We start from the raw sequence: 16383 nt of genomic DNA on the forward strand, positions 1-16383 counted from the left end.
CGGCCTCGGACATTGCCAAGCGCGTCCCTAAGTCTCGGTTAAGGTCAAACAGCAATGTGACCACGGCATGGCGAGACCGGGATCGCTCGCCCGCCAATCAGTTCTGACACTGCCTGAGCCGGAGCCAGGTCGAAGCCGGGGAGGAAACGCGCCCAAGGGCCGGCCAGCGCGTCAGCATTTGTTAGAAAAGCCAATCCCGCCAATCTTTCGCCGCGCCACAAGGCGGGCTCGGCCTGAAGTGCCGCCCGGACAAGACTTTGCGGTGCATTCACCTCCGACGCCATCGAGATGGCGGCCGTCAAACCGAGTGGTGCGACGGTCATTTCAGCCTGTCCTGGTTGTGGGGCCGCAATCCTGTAGCGGCCGTCCCACAGACCCGTCGCCAATGGCGTTGCCCGCGGCAATCCGCGTCCCTCGCGCAGCAGGAAAATGCCTGTGCTTCTGATGTCGACGAGCGCGCGCGACAATGTGGCGCGGGCCGGTTTTTTGTTAGCCGGCCCATCGGCGAGACGCTCCAGCAGGTCGCGGACGCGTGCCTCGTCAGGCAGATGCGGCACGCCGCCTGACACCGCAATCAACACACGTAGCGCGTAGGCCGCCGCATCGCTGTCAGGTGTCTCCGCGAAGGCCGGGTCGAGACGGTTCAGTCCCGGGCTGACGCGACTGGCATGGGTGGCGATCAGCGCTGCCGCACGCTCGCCCAGTTTGGTGCGCGCCGCGCCTGCCTGCCGGGCGTCGCTTAGGGCGGCCTCGATCCGCTGGATGCCATCGTTCTGCAGCGACAGCCGCATGCGTGGCCGCTCGTAGGCGTCATTGGTGTTGGTGGGGTCGTCGATCCAGCTGGTCCTGAGCGCCCTGAGCATGTCGCGCAGCCGCTCGCGGCGCTGCCCGAGCAGCGGGCGGACGATCCAGATGTCGCCGTCGAAAAGCGTGGCCGAGGCCATGCCGGCGGCACCGCGGCCCGTGCCGCGCGCGCTGCGCATCAGCACCGTCTCGGCCTGGTCGTCGGCGGTGTGACCGGTGACCAGGATCGTCGCACCCGCCTCGCGCGCTGCCTGGGCGAGCAGATCGTAGCGCGCATTGCGCGCGGCGGCTGCGATGCCGGTCGACGGCTTGTCGCCGGTCCAGTGCATCGTGCGATGGGCAATACCAAAGCGGGCGCAGAGCTGCCCAACCGCGTCGGCCTCGGCGTCCGAACCGGGGCGCAGCGCGTGGTCGACGGTCACCGCCTGCAAGCGCGTCGTCGGCGCGTGCCTGTCGAGATGGGATTTGAGAAGAAGGAGAAGCGCTGTCGAGTCGCTGCCGCCTGATGCCGCTGCGATGATCGTTGCGTGCGCGGCAAAGTCGAACTCGGAAAAGTCTGCAAAGAAGTCAGCGTCGATCGGCTGCGTCAGCACGCGGCGAGAGCCCGTTCCTGCTTGACCCGTTCCTTGATGGCGCCGGAGACGTCGGGATAGCGCTTGCCAATCTCGCCGAAGGTGGCGCAGGCAACATCGCGCTGCTTCAGGCCGACAAGCGAAACGCCGAGCTTGAGCATCATTTCAGGCGCCTTCTTGGACTTCGGATATTCCTTCGAGGCGTTGAGGAAAATCTCGGCAGCGTCGCGGTACTTCTTTTGGCCGAGAAGCGACTCGCCCAGCCAGAAGCGCGCATCGGCCGTCTTGGGATCGGCGGGAAAGCGCGAGATGTGATCGCGAAAACCCTGTTCGGCGGTGGTGTAGTCGCCCGAAAGCACGAACTGGTAGGAGTTACGGTAAAGCTCGTCCGGATCGTTGGTGTCGGGCAATGCGGCAACAGCGGTGCCATTGCTCTTCGGTTGCGCCGGTTGCGTTGCGGCAGGCGCGTGCGGTTGGGCCGGTGCAGCGACCTGCGGATTGGCGCTTTCCGAGACGACGTTGCCATTGGCATCGACGGTGATGGTGCCGAATGTCGTCGGCGGCGCGCCGGTGCCGCCACCGGCAACTGCACCGGGCTCACCGGTGCCGGAATCGGTGATTACGTCTTCGACGCTGTTTGCGCCTGGGGCGGGAGCGGTCGCCGTCTGGGCCGCGCCGGGTTGAGGCGCCGTGGGCGCCTCAACGATCGAGCTGTTGCTCTTGCCGGAGGCGTCGGACTTCTTCTGTCCGCCGCCCTCAAGCTCCTGGAAGCGGAACTCGTTGTCTTCCTGCATCTTCCGCATCTGCTCCTGCATCTGCAGGATCTGGAAGTTCAGCTCCTCGATGGAGCCGTTGAGCTTGCGGATTTCCTCCTCGAGCGCGGTGACGCGCGGATCGCCCGCCTGGGCGAGCTGGATCGGAACTTCGGTGCTCTCCGTCTTGCTGCCGAAAACACCCGGCAGGCCGATCTTGGGGAAGTCGATGCCAATGCCGTCGCGCGCGTGCGCTGCGGCCCCCGACAGAAGGAAGATGGCAAGTGTGCCACTCAGGATTGATCGAAAATGCATTAGCCTCTCGCCGTGGAAGAGAATTTGGTTGCTTCGCGCCGATGCGCTCTCGTCATTTATCAGGACCGGAGACTTCGGCCAAATTTTGTTTCGGACTGCCAGATAAGCAAAAGGCGGCCCGAAGACCGCCTTTCGTTTCACTCAGTGGCTTCGCGCAGCTCAGCTGCCGGCGCCCGACAGCGTCGTGACGGCGCGGCGGTTCTGCGACCAGCAGGAGATGTCGTCGCAAACCGCGACCGGACGTTCCTTGCCGTAGGAGATCGTCTTCAGGCGATTGGCGGCAACGCCCTGCGAGATCAGGTAGTCGCGGGCGGCAGCGGCGCGACGTGCGCCGAGAGCCAGGTTGTATTCGCGGGTGCCGCGTTCGTCGGCATGGCCTTCGACAACGACTGCGTACTGGCCGTACTTGTTCAGCCACTGCGCCTGGCGGCTCAGGATGCCCTGGGCGTCGGCACGAACCGACGAAGAGTCGGTGTCAAAGAAGATGCGGTCGCCGACATTGACGGTGAAGTCCTGCGACGAGCCCGGCGTTGCCGAGCCGGCGCCGCCGCCGAGGCCGAGATCGGCCGCGTTGTTCGGGGTCTTCTTCGAGGCGCAGCCGGCAATCGCCAGAGAGGCGATCAGGGCCACGACCACGGGGTTGGTTGCAAATTTTGCGATACGGCGCATCCCGCCTCTCCTTCGCATTCGAGTGATTTCGTTGAACATCCAGTAACCACGTTGGGGTTAACCGGCATTCAAGAAACGTGGTTAAAATATCGTTGCTGCTCGCTGTAGTGTCCCCGCATGCGGCAGCCGTCGAACATGCACTTCGCCGCGCACCGTAGGCGAAAATACGGCAGAAAGGCGGCGTCATTGGTCAATTGACGCCGCCTGGTCCATTCGTCGCGCCTTCACCGGAGAAGGTTAACAACGGGCCCCTGTGGCACTGCGTGTCAGCTGGGACGCGCAAAGGGCGCTGTCACACTTTGACACGGGTGACTGCCCCGTTGCGAAGTTCGAAACCGATCTTCGCGCCCGTGCACTTAGTCGAGCAGCGGCGACCAGGCCGGGTCGGAGGCAAAGCCCGAGGTCGGGATCGCCTGCTCGTTGCGGCCGGTGAGGTCGACCGAGTAGAGCTTGGGACCGCCGCCGCCGGGCTGGTCGCGGAAGAACATCACGACGCGGCCATTCGGCGCCCAGGTCGGGCCTTCCTGCTGGAATCCGGTCGACAGGATGCGCTCGCCCGAACCGTCGGTCTTCATGACGCCGATCTGGAACTGGCCGCCCGACTGCTTGGTGAAGGCGATCAGGTCGCCGCGCGGCGACCACACCGGGGTCGAGTAGCTGCCGCCGCCGAAGGAAACGCGGGTCTGGCCCGAGCCGTCGGCGCCCATGACGTAGATCTGTGGCTGGCCGCCACGGTCGGAGGTGAAGACCACCTTGGAACCGTCGGGCGAATAGGATGGCGAGGTGTCGATGGCGCTGGAGTTGGTCAGGCGCGTTGTGGTGCGGCTGCGCAGGTCCATCGAGAAGATGTTGGAATTGCCGTCGTCGCGCAGCAGGCTCATGATCACCTTCTGGCCGTCGGGTGAAAAGCGCGGCGCAAAGGTCATGCCGGGGAAGTTGCCGACGAGTTCGCGCTGGCCGGTCTCGATCTGCAGCAGGTAGACCTGCGGCTGACCGCTTTCGTAGGACATGTAGGTGATTTCCTGGCGCGTCGGCGAGAAGCGCGGGGTCATGGCGATCGAGCGGCCATCGGAGAGGTAGCGCACATTGGCGCCGTCCTGATCCATGATCGCGAGGCGCTTCTTGCGCGCGGTCTTGGCGCCCGACTCGTCGATGAACACGACGCGGGTGTCGAAGTAACCCTTCTCGCCGGTCAGGCGCTCATAAATGGCATCGGCGATGATGTGGGCGATGCGGCGCGAATTGGCCTTGTTGGCGAAGAACTGCTCGCCGGCAAGCTGCTGGCCGGCAAAGGTGTCCCACAGCCGGAACTCGGCCTTCAGCCTGCCGTCCGCTTCCTGGCTGACACGGCCGGTGACCAGCGCCTGGGCATTGATGACCTTCCAGTCCTCGAAGCGCGGTGCGACATCGGGGTTGGAGATCTTCTCGATGAAGGCGCCCTTGTCGATCGGGGCGAACAGGCCCGAGCGCTGCAGGTCGGCGGCGACGATGCCGGCGATCTCGGCACCCATCGCATCACCTGACAGGAAATCGGTGATGGCGATCGGCAGCGGCTCGACATTGCCCTTGTTGACGTCGATCTCGACCAGCGCGCGTGCGGGCAAGGTTGCAAACGCGGTCATGCCGCTCGCCATGGCGCCGATCAGAAGGATCGCTTTGATTACATGCTTCATTAGACAGGCCTCTTAGTTCCGGGTGAGCGTGTGGGCGCTCAGAACATTTCGCTCGGGTCGAAATTGACGATGACTTGGTCCCAGCCGCCGGCATATTTGTCAGCCGGCAGATTGTACGGAGCACACTGGAGGACCGCGCGGCGCGCCGACTCGGCTGCCGCCCGCTCGATGCCGGCCGAACCACCACCGGAGATGATCTCCGGCCGTCCCTCGACTTCGCCGCTAGGGGTGAGATTGAACTGAATGGAAACCTTGAGGTTGCCGCCGTCCATGGCGCCTGCCGGCACGTTCCAGCAACGCTGGACCTGACCGCGAAGGGCGTCCATCTCGCTCTGGCTCAGCTTGTTGCCGCCGGTGTCCTTCTTGCCGCCAAGCGACGCCTGTTCGGTGGAGCGCTTGGCGCCGCCGCCCGAAGGCTTCTGTTTGTTGAGAAGGGCCGCAACCTCGTCGGCGTTGAATTCCTTTTCTTCCGACTTCGGCTTGGACGAGGCCTGCTGGGTCTGCTTGTCTTCCTGCTTGCGCTCGGGCGTCTTGGCCGTCTGCGCCTGCGGAGGCTGCGGCTTGGCTTCGGGTGCCGGCGCATTCTCGGGCAGCTTGACGGCTTCCGCCTCAGCCTGGTCGTTGACGATGGTCTCGGCAACCGGGTCGGGCTTGACTTCCTGCTTGGGCTGGGGCTGCGGCGTCACTTCGGTCGCCGGTACCGGCACAGGCTTTGGCTCGGCCTGCTTCACCGGCTCGGGCTTGGGCTGCTCGACCGGTGTCGGCTTGGGCTCGGGCTTGGGCGAGGGCGGCGGTGCGGCTGCGACATCCACGTCCTTCTGCGTCGGCTCGGGCGTCGGCGGCTTGTCGCTGTCGGTCTTGTTGTCGCCGACATTCTGGGCGTCCGGCACGATGTCGGGACGGCTTGTCGGCTTGGGCGCCGGCTTTTCGTTGGCCGGGGCCTTCTTGTCGCCCTTCTGGATCTGGGTGATCGATTCCACCGGCACGATGTCGACCGGGAACGCCTCGACGTCGGCGACTTCGAGGGCGCTGGGTGCCGACAGGGTGAACAGGCCGAAACCCAGCACCGCTGCATGCAAAACCACAGATGTCGTGATGCCGGTCTTCATTTTGCGGGCTACTGGTCCTGTTCCTGCAGCGTAACGAGGCCGATCTTGTTGTAGCCGGCGGCCTGGATACGGGCCATGACCTTCATCACCGTACCGTAGTCGGCGGTCTTGTCGCCGCGCACGTAGATGCGTTCCTCGTAGCCGGCCTTGGCGATGGCGCCGAGCTTGGCGACGACCTCGTCGATCGGGATCTCGGTTTCCTGGATGTGGATCTGGCCGGCCTCGTTGATGGAGATGGTGATCGGCTGTGTTTCCGAATTCAGCGCTTTGGCCTGGGTCTCGGGCAGGTCGATTGGCACGCCGACGGTCATCAGCGGTGCGGCCACCATGAAGATGATGAGCAGCACCAGCATCACGTCGACGAACGGCGTGACGTTGATTTCGGACATCAGGCCGTGGTGGCGGCCGCGCCGCCTGTGGCCGCGCCCGCCGCGGCCCGAACCGCCCGCGCTAACTGACATACCCATGGTCTACTCCTCAGGCCCGCTGCGCGACTTTTTCATCGATTTGGCGCGACAGTATGGCGGAGAACTCGTCCGAGAAGCCCTCCATGCGCATGCCAATCTTGCCGGCGTCGGATGACAGCTTGTTGTAGGCGATGACCGCGGGAATAGCGGCGAGCAGGCCGATTGCGGTTGCCAGCAGTGCCTCGGCGATGCCGGGGGCGACGACGGCGAGGTTGGTCGACTTCGAGCCGGCAATGGCCTGGAACGAGGTCATGATGCCGACGACGGTGCCGAACAGGCCGATGAAGGGGGCGGCCGAACCGATGGTGGCGAGGAAGCCGAGCCGGCCTTCCAGCCGCTCCATCTCGCGCGTCAGCGCCAGGTCCATTGCCTTGTCGATACGGGTCTGCAGCGCCAGCGGCGATTTGGCGCCCTTCTCGAAACTCTTCTTCCACTCCTTCATGGCAGCGACGAAGATCGCGCTCATGCCTGTGGTCTTGCGATCGGAAAGGTTGCGATAGAGCTCTTCCAGCGACTGGCCCGACCAGAAGATCTGTTCGAAGCGGTTCAGCGCTGCGCGCATGCGGTTGTAGGCAACCAGCTTGTCGACGATGATCGCCCAGGTCCATACCGACGCGCCGAGCAGGCCCAGCATCACCAGCTTGACCACCCAGCCGGCCTGCCAGAACAGCGCCCAAATCGACAATTCCGCGCCGGTTTGGGCGAGAGGTAGGTTTTCCATCTTGTAACAGTCCTTAAGATTTCCGGGCCCGGCTCGCAGCTAGCCCTTGCGCATCATCCCATCGTGGTCCGTTCGCGCGAAGCTTCCGGAAGTGCCCCAAAATGCGCCTTTTCGGCCTTTTCGGAGCCAATTTTGGTGAAAGGAAGGCCGCTCGGAATACTTACGACTTTCACCGACCCCTTAATGGACCGTTATGGTTAAAGATGGGTTAGGAACATGATGGTGCGCCAACCTGCCACCCGGTGCGACGGGATTGCAGCGCTCCGGAGCCCAGTAATCGCTGCGCGGCGTCACACGATCTCGTGATCAGTGAACTCTCATGGCAGGGCCGTCGGCGGTGTGCCGCCGCTCGGCCGACATTACCGTCCGGGCATGAAGGCTTCGATCCAGTCCTTTGGGAAACGCCTGGGGCGGCCATTCTCGCCGATAATTGCCGCTTCGACCTTGGCTTCGACCAGCACCTCGTCACCGCGTTTCAACTGCTGGGCCATGGTGATGCGGGCGCCCGAGACGTCCTGCGTCCGGGTTTCGATGGTCAGGATGTCGTCGATCTTGGCTGATCCGCGGAAATCGATCTCCATGCGGCGCACCACCCAGACGATCTTTTCGCCATGCTTGCCGTCGACAAGTTCGGTGTGGTGGACGCCGGCGAGGCGCAGGAAGTCCGAGCGCCCGCGTTCAAAGAATTCGAGATAACGCGCATGGTAGACGACGCCGGAGAAGTCGGTGTCGGCATAATAGACCCGCGCCATCAGCCGGTGGCCGAACGGCGTCAGGGCGCCGGATAGGCCGGCCGCCAGCAAGTCCTGGTCCACATCATCCGCCATTGCACATCCTCTTTGCGGTCCATTGTCGGCACGATCCGGCAACAGGGCAGGGAGTCCGATGGCATTATCGGTGGCAACGATCAAGAACTGTCTGGCGCATTGCCGGCACGGGTTTGTCGACAGCCGAGCAGCCTTGGCCACGGCAGCGCCTTGCGGCAGTTCCGTCAGACCTTTTCGCCCTGCCTTTCGGCAGGTGCGACGCTCAGGTCCTGGCATGCCTTCTGCAGTCGAGCCTGCGTACCTATCGGCCCCGGACGTTTGCGCGAAAACACCAGCAGGTTGGTCCGCATGGCCGGCGGCATGAGCCATTGCAGCAGCGAGACGAAGGCAAAGCCCGCCGCCGTGCCGCCATGATATTTCGGCGTGCCGTTGGAAACGTAGCCATGGTGCGACCAGCTCTTTTCGTCGAAGGCGCGCCGAATGCTGCCCAAGGTGTTCATGCGGTAGAATGTCGGAAACGCATCTTCCCGTGGCCGCTCGGGCCACACCAGCCTCATGATGCGATCCTTCACCGTTTCCGGCACCAGCGTGGTGCCAATCCCGACATAGCCAAGGCGGTTCGGGGTGAGCGCGCAAAGCCATCCGCCGGGCTTGAGCACCCGGTGGATTTCCTGCGCGAACTGCCGGGGATGTTCGACATGCTCGATCACCCATTCGCAGATGATGATGTCGACGCTTGCGTCTTCCAGTGGCAGGCGGCCGCCAGGTTCAATGACCCGCGCCTCGTCGAGATGCGGATGCGTCATCACCACCGGGTCGACGTCGATGCCGATGACCTTCCTCACGCGGCCATGGAAATTGCAGAACCACTTGCGGAAAGGCGCACTCCCGTGGTCGAAACGGGAGCCGCGCCCGGCCCCCAGGTCGACGACCACCATATCGGGCTCCACAAGGGCGTTGACGCGCGTGTAGAACTCGATCGCCTCATCGTCCCGGGTAAATCCGCCGGCTGCTGTCTCAGGCCGCCATTGGTCAACCACCGTCATTGCATAACCCCCGCTGCGCAGTCGATCGAAATTCCATCAATAGCTGTGATCTGCAAACAAGTATCCATGCTGAGCAGACAAATCATGAAGATCATCGTTTACGGTTAACCTGAACATTTATCGAGTTCGATGCGGATACATTCAAAATGGATCTCGCGCAGATTCTGTGATGAATCGTGCCGACGAATCTGTCGACGTGTTGTTTAGAGGATGCTTTAGTGCGTCGGTGGCCTGGACTTTCACCATGTTCGGCCTTGGGGCTTTCCTTTCTCCGGGCTTTTGGGCACCAGTTCTGTCTGACCGAGAGGGTGGCGATGGTGGTGATGATCCGAACCTCAATGATGGCCTTGCTTGTGCTCGCGTTGCCGCTCGGCACGGCCGACGCCGCGACTTTCACGATGAAGCGGGGCATCAATCTCGACATCTGGGAAACCTGGCCAGGTGAGGACAAATGGGACGACGCGAACGTCATCCTGCCGTTTCCCGAATGGCGCCAACGGCTCGGTGAGGGCGACCTGAAAACGCTCAAGGCCGGCGGGTTCGACGTCGTGCGCATTCCCGTCGACCCTTCGGTGTTCCTGTCCAAAAAGACAGAACCGCTGCGCGAACAATTGCTTGAGAGCGTCCTGGAGTCGGCGCGCATGGTCAACGCGGCCGGGCTCAAAGCGGTGGTCGACCTTCACCTCATTCCGTCAGGCGGCAATGGCCAGATCGGCATGTCCGAGGTGATGGACGATCCGGCCAATTTCGACCGCTATGTCGAGCTGGTCCGGCAGATGGGACTCACCTTGGCCAAGGAAGATCCGGGCCTGGTCGCCTTTGAGCTGATGAACGAGCCGGTCGTCGATTGCGAACAAGGCGAGGCCAAGCTCTGGCCTGAACGTCTCAAGCGCCTTTATGCCGCCGCGCGCGCAACGGCGACCCGCCTGACCCTTGTGCTGTCAGGCAGTTGCTGGGCCGGTGCGGAAGGTCTCGCCACGCTCGACCCCAAGGATATTCCCGACGACAATGTCATCTGGACGTTCCATTCCTACCAGCCGTTCCTGCTGACCAGCCAAGGCGCCACCTGGGCCGGCGACTTCATTCGTTATGTTACCGGGCTGCCTTATCCGCCCTATGCCGTGCCTCGCGCCGAGCTTGATGCTGTGCTCGACAAGGTCCGGGCCAAGATCCGGGCCGAGGCGCCGATGCTGCGCCGGGCCGGCATGCTCGCCTATCTCGATGAGCAGATCGCCCTGATCGACAGCAAGGAAAAGCTCGAAGCCGAGCTCGACGCGCCGTTCCGCCAGGTCGACGCCTGGGCGAAGAAGCACGACATCTCGCCCGACAATATCTATCTCGGCGAGTTCGGCATGATCCGCCAGGAGTACAACAATCCCTACGTCATGCCCGGTGCCTGGCGCGCCGCTTATGTCAACGACATGATCGCTCGCGCCGAGGCGCGCGGTTATGCCTGGTCGATCTGGGGCTACGGCGGCGCTTTCGGCATCGTCGACGAATTCGAGGGGCGGAAGGCGGAACCTGACGTGCTCGAGGTTGTGAAGGGGCTGAAGTAGCTTCGCTTCAGCTCAACCCAGGTCGATCGTGAGGATTTCCGGACGCACGCCGAAACGGATCGGTGCGATGCTGAAACCGAGGCCGCCCGAAATGATGAGGTTGCGGCCAGCTTCGACGACGTGGCCATAGGCGTAGCGGTTGCCGTAACGCGAGGGAACGACCGGCGAATAGCCGAACAGGCGCACCTGGCCGCCATGGGTGTGGCCCGACAGGGTCAACGCAACGCGGCTGGGAACGTCGGGGAAAATGTCGGGCTCCAGCGCGTTGGCTTCTTCCGCCAACGAAGCGATGCGCTCTGGCGTCATCCATGGCCGGCAGGCGTGGATGTCGGCGAGCGCCACGACGCGCAGCTTCAAGCCATCGGGCCAGTTGGGCGGGGTCAGCGCGTAGCGTTTCACCCGTGTCAGCAGCATCGGTTCGATGCCGACCGCATAGCTGCCAAGCGCCGCCGCAGCCAGGACCGAACCGCCGAGAAAACGGAAGAAGCCGCGGCGAGTGATCAAGCTTTGGCACCCGTGCGATGGCGCTCGAAGCGCTGCTCGCGCACGCCGCCGGACCACTGGTCGTGTTCTTCCTCGGCAACGAGGTTGAAGCCGAACGATTCATAGAGATGCCGGGCCGGACCGAGCCCGACGAATGTCGTGAGATAGACGCCGGGAAAACCCTTGGCGTCGACATGCGCCATGGCCTTGTACATCAGCCGGCGCCCGAGGCCCGTCCCGCGCGCGCCATCGCTGGTGATGAACCAGCGCAGATGCGCCAGCAGCTCCGTCGAGGTCGGAGCCTCCAGGCTGATCGTGCCAAGCAGGGCGCCGTTGTCGTCATCCTCAGCGGCGAAGAAGTCGAGGCCGGGTCTGAAGTCGCGCATGAAGGCGGAAAGCTCGCTGGCGACCTTGGCCTCGAAAGGCAGCCCAAAACCCCAGTCGCGGGCGTAGTAGACGGCGTGCAGTCCAACGATGTCGGCTATCAGTCCGGGGCGATAGCCGATCATGTATCAGTCTTCCTCTTGGAACAGGTTGATCTGCTGCACGGCAAGGTCGCGCGGGATCTCGAGGCCAAGGTGCTTCCAGGCATTGGCCGTCAGCACGCGGCCGCGCGGCGTGCGTTGGATGAAGCCCTGTTGGATCAGATAGGGCTCGATGATGTCCTCGATGGCGTCGCGTGGCTCGGACAGGCCGGCGGCGATGGTCTCGATGCCGACCGGGCCGCCGCCGAAATTCATCGCGATCATCGAGAGGTAGCGCCGGTCGAGCGAATCGAGACCGAGTGCGTCGACCTCCAGCCGCGACAGCGCCTCATCGGCGATGCGGCGGTCGACCGGACCGGAGCCGGCGACGGCGGCGAAGTCGCGGACGCGGCGCAAGAGGCGGCCGGCGATGCGCGGGGTGCCGCGGGCCCGGCGCGCGATCTCGATGGCGCCGTCGTCGGCGAGCGGCATGCCGAGGATGCGGGCGCCGCGCCGCACGATCAGCTCGAGCTCCTCGACCGTATAGAAATTGAGCCGGGTCGGGATGCCGAAGCGGTCGCGCAGCGGGTTCGTCAGCAGACCGAGACGGGTGGTCGCGGCGACAAGCGTGAACTTGGCCAGGTCGATCTTGACCGAGCGCGCCGCCGGACCTTCGCCGATGATCAGGTCAAGCTGGTAGTCCTCCATCGCCGGATAGAGGATTTCCTCGACTGCCGGGTTGAGGCGGTGGATCTCGTCGATGAACAGCACGTCGCGTTCTTCGAGATTGGTCAGCAGTGCGGCAAGGTCGCCGGCCTTGGCGATGACCGGGCCGGAGGTCGAACGGAAATTGACGCCGAGCTCGCGTGCCATGATCTGGGCGAGCGTCGTCTTGCCGAGGCCGGGCGGACCGACGAACAGCACATGGTCGAGCGCCTCGCCACGGCCCTTTGCCGCCTCGATGAAGATCTTGAGATTGGCGCGCGCCGCCGCCTGGCCGACGAAATCGTCCAGCGTCTGCGGGCGCAGGCTGTTGTCGGCATCCTCGCCGCGTTTGTCGGGGGTGATAAGACGGTCAGGCGAATTCATGCGTCCGTCCTCGCACGGAGACCGGCTGCGAGCAAGGCGCTCACCGTGCCAGCTCCTTCAGGCCGAAGCGGATCAGCTTGGAGGAATCGGCGTCTTCGCCGACGCTCTTCATGGCGGCGGCAATGGCGTTGGCCGCGATGTCGCGAGAATAGCCGAGATTGACCAGTGCCGAGACCGCGTCGGCGATGGGGGCAGGGGCGACGCCTTCGCCGAGTTCCTGCTTGAGCCCGATCGTGCCCGTTGCCTCGCCGGCGAAAGCCGGGGCCTTGTTCTTGAGCTCGGTGACGATGCGCTCGGCAACCTTCTTGCCGACGCCGGGCGAGCGACTGACCATGGCGATGTCGCGCAGCGCGATCGCGTTGGCGAGATCGGAAGGCGCCAGCGTCGACAGGATCGCCAGCGCCACCTTGGCGCCGACGCCCTGGACGTTGGCCATCAAGAGCTTGAACCACTCGCGTTCCAGCTCGGTCTTGAAGCCGTAGAGCCGAATCATGTCTTCACGGACATAAGTCTCGATGAACAGGATCGCGGCTTCGCCGGGGCCGGGCAAGGCTGCGAGCGTGCGCGTCGAGCAATAGGCGACGTAGCCGACGCCATGCACGTCGAGCACGCAGAAATCCTCGCCGATCTCGTCGACGGTGCCCTTCAACTTGCCGATCATGGTTCAAGCCTCGTCATGGATGGGTATCGGGCGCGATGATTTCGAGCTCGGGGAAATAGGTGCGGTAGCGGGTGGCGTCTCGGGTCAACAGGCGATGTCCGGACACAAGTGCATGCGCCCCGATGAGGAAGTCGGGCAGGGTCCGCTCACCGCGACCGCCCCGCTGCCGGTATTCGCGGTGCGCCCAACCGGCGGCCAGCGCGGCCTCGAAAGGTATGTCCTCGAAGGTCCATAGCGTCGAGACAAAGACGCCTTGATAGCGCTCCGCCGAAACGAACTCATGCGAAACTTCGGCTGCGACAATGGCATTGAATATCAGGTCGCCATACCGCCGTGCTTCTCGAATCTGCTGCCTGGACCAGCTCGCCCACTGCGAGCCGGGCTCGACGACATCAATGATGACGTTGGAATCAATGATTGTCGCGGACATCACGATCCCTGGTCATGGCCATGATGTCATCGGCAGTCAGATTGCTGTCGCCCGTCCCTTCGATACGCCGGAACCAATCCTCCAGGCTGCGGTCAAGCGCCTTCGCCCGCATATCTGGCTCGGTGCCGCGCACCAGTTCGACAGCGCCGTCGGCGCGTTCGACAAAATCCACCTCCGACCCTGCCTCGATGCCGAGCCGGTCACGGATTTCCTTGGGGATCGTCACCTGGCCCTTTGTGGTCACGCGCATGGTAATACCTCGTAGGTATTACTTAGTGGCGATGTGAGAACAAGTCAAGAACACGTAGGTCGCGGCGAGGGTGTGGTGTGCGGTCGGGGCGCCTGACTGGACGTCACCGGCCCTTCACCAGCGCCAGCATTTCGTCACCATTTGTCGCCAGATCCCCGGCGCCTTCGAGCCGGTCGAGAATGGCCAGGAACCGGTCAAGCCGGTCGCGGTCGGCCAGCCTGTTGATCTCATCCTTGGGCACGATGGTGATCTTGCCGCCTTCGATACCGAAAATCACCTCGGTGTTGGCGCCGATGCCGAACGTCTCGCGCAGATCGCGAGGGATCGTCACTTGGCCCTTGCTGGTAACCCGCATGGAATCATTCCTCTTCTTGCCGGAAAGGAATGTTGCAGCGATGAGAACAAGTCAAGAACATCACGCGTGAGCGGCAGCCAATGCAGCCAGCCTGTATGCCGGGCTCTGGCGGTGGTGGGCATGGCAGATGGCGATTGCGAGGGCATCAGCGGCATCGGCGGTGTCGAACACCGACTTCGGCAACAGCACCTTGACCATCATGGCGATCTGCTTCTTGTCGCCGTGGCCGACACCGATGACCGCCTTCTTCACCGCATTGGGTGAGTACTCGGCTACGACGAGCCCGGCGCGGGCCGGCACCAGCATGGCGATGCCGCGCGCCTGGCCGAGCTTCAGGGTTGCAGTGGCATCCTTGTTGACGAAGGTCGCCTCGACGGCCGCCTCATGCGGCATTTCGCGGTGAAGCACGTCGGCTAGGCCGTCATGCAACTGGCAAAGCCGGCTGGCGAGCGCCGCCTTGTTGTCGGAGCGCACGGTGCCGGCGGCGACGAACCGCAGCGCGTTGCCGAGGCTCTCGATGATGCCCCAACCGGTGCGCTGAAGGCCGGGATCGATACCAATGATACGAATCGTCTCTCTCATCCGCGAACTCTATCTTCACGGAGACAAGACGCCAGAAAAATGTGAACAAAACAGAAACAATCCCCGCGTCATCGCAGGGATTGTGCTGCGTCAGTTGCGGGCAAAGGCCGTGTTGAGCAGGCTGATCTGGTCGGAAACCGGGTTGCTGCGGCGCATCGCCTGCACCGGCACGACGGTTGCGCCGTTGCCATAGATTTCATCGTCCATGCGGCGCACATGCGCCTGCAGGCGCAGCGAGCGGCGCACCAGGTCGACGAAATCGGCGGGCAGTTCGTTCCAGCCGGCGGCGTCATGGGCGGAAGCCGTGTCGAGCCGCACCTTGGACTTCTCCGAGGCGACCTGGTCGCGGGTCATCTCGCCTGAGTTGGCGGCGCGCTGCAAAAGCAGCCACGAGGCGATCTGCATCAGGCGGGTGGTCAGCCGCATCGATTCGGCGGCGTAGAGGGTGGCGGCAAGCCGCGACAGCTTCTTGGCCTCGACGCGGCCGGCACCGTCGAGATACTCGGCGGCCTGTTCGACCAGGCCCATGCCCTCATTGTAGAGGGGCTTGAAGGACGGCGAAAACACCCGCCTTTCGGCGAGCTTGATCGTGTTTGCGCTTTCCCTCGAAGGCTCGTTCATCATCGCTACCCTGCACCCTGTTCGCGTTCTGCCCGTCTTTCCCGACGGATTCTGCGCGGCCGTTCCTATACGCCAAGCCCGATGAAAATGCGCTTCCGCCGATGTGAACGCAAGCGCATGTTTAACAAAGGGTTAACGCGCCGGATCGGATAGCTTTTGGAGGGCATTTCCGAAGGCGCGCGGGCGAAAAAAAAGAGCCGCGGAAAAGCGCGGCTCTCAGGAGTTTAACAGGGAGGCGTCAAACAAAGTGGCTCCAACCACTCGGTAAGAATCCAGATGACTGGATACGCACAGTAAACACTGGGAATGCTTAATGGGCGCTTAAGATCGGTGCCGATTTCGCCTTATGGCGCGTTAGACTGTGCCGGCACGGCACAACGGTGTGGCGTTGCCGGCAGGCAGGATCTTATGCCGACTCAGGACTTCCACACCGTCGGCAGGGCGATGAAGGCAAACAGCAGCATCGCTGCGTAAAAGCCCATCGACGACATCGCCACCACAGGTTCGATCGCCGCATTGCCGCCGAGCAGGAAGAACAAGCCGACCAGAAGGCCGATGCCGCTGACCGCCGTCAGCCAGAAATGGACCTTGGCCAGCGTCTTGTCGCGGGCGACAGGAAAAAGATGGTAGAAGAAGGCGAACACCGCCGACATCAGCCAGCCCGCCACCATGGTGTGGGCGTGAACCGGCATCTGGCTGTGGTCCTGGCTGATCGACATGTGCAGGCCAAGCGCCATGCCGCACAGCGCGTAGACGACCGCGAGCGTGAAGAAATTCCGTGCTACCCCTTGCATTGTAGTCTCCTGATGCCTTTTCCCCCAGCAGGGAATGGGTTGATGTCGGCCCGTGACGAACCGCTGTTACGGCGCATGTGCACCGGCCGTGTTTCCGCAGCATGCCGCACGGCCAGGCCGCGCGCATGTCGGGTCGTTACATTGCAGATATCGTCAGGATGATGTGTCCGGCCATTCGCCCCCCGCGGCCGGTTGGATACGCG

General features: G+C 63.6%; 20 protein-coding genes. 1 reads left to right on the plus strand and 19 read right to left on the minus strand.

The features are described from left to right. Positions 1-44: 44 nt before the first annotated feature. The 9 genes from tilS to H5P29_RS07875 all read right to left on the minus strand — a co-directional run bounded on the left by tilS (position 45) and on the right by H5P29_RS07875 (position 8895). Complete coding sequence (gene tilS, locus H5P29_RS07835) at positions 45-1397, minus strand: tRNA lysidine(34) synthetase TilS (RefSeq protein ID WP_246787032.1); 1353 nt, start codon at positions 1395-1397, stop codon at positions 45-47. Next, positions 1391-2443: a tol-pal system protein YbgF gene (gene ybgF / locus H5P29_RS07840; protein ID WP_067956784.1), complete on the minus strand. Its 1053-nt coding sequence runs from the start codon at positions 2441-2443 to the stop codon at positions 1391-1393. Before ybgF ends, tilS begins: the two co-directional genes overlap by 7 nt. A gap of 159 nt (positions 2444-2602) precedes the next feature. Further along, positions 2603-3112, minus strand: a complete 510-nt coding sequence (gene pal / locus H5P29_RS07845) for a peptidoglycan-associated lipoprotein Pal (RefSeq protein WP_067956787.1) — start codon at positions 3110-3112, stop codon at positions 2603-2605. A gap of 356 nt (positions 3113-3468) precedes the next feature. Continuing rightward, positions 3469-4785, minus strand: coding sequence for a Tol-Pal system beta propeller repeat protein TolB (gene tolB / locus H5P29_RS07850; protein ID WP_067956791.1), 1317 nt, complete (start codon positions 4783-4785; stop codon positions 3469-3471). Between the two features lie 38 nt (positions 4786-4823). Then, the gene (locus H5P29_RS07855; RefSeq protein ID WP_067956794.1) at positions 4824-5894 is read right to left on the minus strand and encodes a hypothetical protein; all 1071 of its coding nucleotides are present in this window, start codon (positions 5892-5894) and stop codon (positions 4824-4826) included. A gap of 8 nt (positions 5895-5902) precedes the next feature. Then, positions 5903-6361, minus strand: a complete 459-nt coding sequence (gene tolR, locus H5P29_RS07860) for a protein TolR (RefSeq protein ID WP_067956797.1) — start codon at positions 6359-6361, stop codon at positions 5903-5905. Positions 6362-6371: 10 nt separating this feature from the next. Beyond that, positions 6372-7082 (minus strand): protein TolQ, encoded by a 711-nt coding sequence (gene tolQ / locus H5P29_RS07865; RefSeq protein WP_067956800.1) that lies wholly within the window; start codon positions 7080-7082, stop codon positions 6372-6374. A 359-nt stretch (positions 7083-7441) separates the two neighbouring features. Further along, positions 7442-7909, minus strand: a complete 468-nt coding sequence (ybgC, locus tag H5P29_RS07870; RefSeq protein WP_067956802.1) for a tol-pal system-associated acyl-CoA thioesterase — start codon at positions 7907-7909, stop codon at positions 7442-7444. Between the two features lie 164 nt (positions 7910-8073). Further along, a complete protein-coding gene (locus H5P29_RS07875) occupies positions 8074-8895 on the minus strand; it encodes a class I SAM-dependent methyltransferase (RefSeq protein ID WP_083948453.1) in 822 nt (273 codons plus the stop codon). Between the two features lie 323 nt (positions 8896-9218). Between H5P29_RS07875 and H5P29_RS07880 the strand changes: the two genes are divergently transcribed. After that, complete coding sequence (locus tag H5P29_RS07880; RefSeq protein WP_154386620.1) at positions 9219-10451, plus strand: glycoside hydrolase family 5 protein; 1233 nt, start codon at positions 9219-9221, stop codon at positions 10449-10451. A gap of 12 nt (positions 10452-10463) precedes the next feature. Here H5P29_RS07880 and H5P29_RS07885 read toward each other — a convergent pair whose 3' ends face one another. From H5P29_RS07885 to H5P29_RS07930, 10 genes are all read right to left on the minus strand, one after another. Beyond that, the gene (locus tag H5P29_RS07885) at positions 10464-10955 is read right to left on the minus strand and encodes a metallophosphoesterase (protein ID WP_067956806.1); all 492 of its coding nucleotides are present in this window, start codon (positions 10953-10955) and stop codon (positions 10464-10466) included. Further along, positions 10952-11443 carry a GNAT family N-acetyltransferase gene (locus tag H5P29_RS07890; RefSeq protein ID WP_154386619.1) on the minus strand — a complete coding sequence of 164 codons (492 nt, stop codon included), beginning with the start codon at positions 11441-11443 and terminating at the stop codon, positions 10952-10954. Before H5P29_RS07890 ends, H5P29_RS07885 begins: the two co-directional genes overlap by 4 nt. Before the next feature lie 3 nt (positions 11444-11446). Continuing rightward, positions 11447-12487: a Holliday junction branch migration DNA helicase RuvB gene (gene ruvB / locus H5P29_RS07895; protein ID WP_067956812.1), complete on the minus strand. Its 1041-nt coding sequence runs from the start codon at positions 12485-12487 to the stop codon at positions 11447-11449. A 40-nt stretch (positions 12488-12527) separates the two neighbouring features. Then, entirely contained in the window at positions 12528-13148 is a 621-nt protein-coding gene (gene ruvA / locus H5P29_RS07900) for a Holliday junction branch migration protein RuvA (protein WP_067956814.1), read from the minus strand. A gap of 13 nt (positions 13149-13161) precedes the next feature. Further along, entirely contained in the window at positions 13162-13578 is a 417-nt protein-coding gene (locus tag H5P29_RS07905) for a type II toxin-antitoxin system VapC family toxin (protein ID WP_067956816.1), read from the minus strand. Further along, positions 13559-13828 carry an AbrB/MazE/SpoVT family DNA-binding domain-containing protein gene (locus tag H5P29_RS07910; RefSeq protein WP_154386618.1) on the minus strand — a complete coding sequence of 90 codons (270 nt, stop codon included), beginning with the start codon at positions 13826-13828 and terminating at the stop codon, positions 13559-13561. Before H5P29_RS07910 ends, H5P29_RS07905 begins: the two co-directional genes overlap by 20 nt. A gap of 103 nt (positions 13829-13931) precedes the next feature. Next, on the minus strand, positions 13932-14183 hold the full coding sequence (locus tag H5P29_RS07915; RefSeq protein ID WP_154386617.1) for an AbrB/MazE/SpoVT family DNA-binding domain-containing protein: 252 nt from the start codon (positions 14181-14183) through the stop codon (positions 13932-13934). 60 nt (positions 14184-14243) lie between these two features. After that, positions 14244-14765 carry a crossover junction endodeoxyribonuclease RuvC gene (gene ruvC, locus H5P29_RS07920; RefSeq protein WP_154386616.1) on the minus strand — a complete coding sequence of 174 codons (522 nt, stop codon included), beginning with the start codon at positions 14763-14765 and terminating at the stop codon, positions 14244-14246. Between the two features lie 90 nt (positions 14766-14855). Further along, on the minus strand, positions 14856-15386 hold the full coding sequence (locus tag H5P29_RS07925; RefSeq protein WP_154386646.1) for a DUF1465 family protein: 531 nt from the start codon (positions 15384-15386) through the stop codon (positions 14856-14858). Positions 15387-15802: 416 nt separating this feature from the next. Then, positions 15803-16180: a hypothetical protein gene (locus H5P29_RS07930; RefSeq protein ID WP_067956827.1), complete on the minus strand. Its 378-nt coding sequence runs from the start codon at positions 16178-16180 to the stop codon at positions 15803-15805. Positions 16181-16383: the final 203 nt, after the last annotated feature.

The sequence above is a fragment of the Aminobacter sp. MDW-2 genome, assembly GCF_014250155.1.
GTDB lineage: Bacteria > Pseudomonadota > Alphaproteobacteria > Rhizobiales > Rhizobiaceae > Aminobacter > Aminobacter ciceronei.